Below are 474 nucleotides of genomic sequence, written 5' to 3'. Positions count from 1 at the left end.
CCGCCATGCACCAGCGCCACCGCATCCGGCGTCCGGCGCACCTGCGCCTCGAACAGATCCGGCACCGCCTCACCTGGCACCGCCCGATCCGTCGCATTCCAGCCCGACAGCAGACGAGCCCGCTCCTCGATACCCAGCAGCTCGATCCGGCCCACCGCCTGCGACGGATCCGACACCACCGACCCCAGCAGCCGCACCAGCCGCGATACCAGACCCTCCGCCGTCTCCCGGTCGAACAGGTCCGTGCTGTATTCCAGCATTCCTTCCAGCCCCGCCTCCCGGCCCTCCGGATCGCGCTGCTCCCACAGGCTAACACTGAGGTCGAACCGCGATACCCCGAGCTCAGCCGTCGTCGCCGTCACCTGCAGCCCGGAGAGGTGGACAGTCGGGACGCTTTCGCTCTGAAACGCCAGCCAGACGCGAAAGAACGGGTATTGGGTCAGCGACCGCGTGGGGTTGAGGGCTTCGACCAGG

Annotated in this window: 1 protein-coding gene; it reads right to left on the bottom strand. The window is 68.6% G+C overall.

The window, feature by feature from the left end:
• On the bottom strand, positions 1–474 hold a 474-nt coding region (locus tag FFK22_RS42220), incomplete at both ends, for a condensation domain-containing protein (protein WP_143957045.1).

The organism is Mycobacterium sp. KBS0706, assembly GCF_005938675.2.
GTDB lineage: Bacteria > Pseudomonadota > Alphaproteobacteria > DSM-16000 > Inquilinaceae > Inquilinus.
The sequence above is the reverse complement of the archived record's forward strand: the minus strand, read 5'-3'. Positions and strand labels throughout refer to the sequence as shown.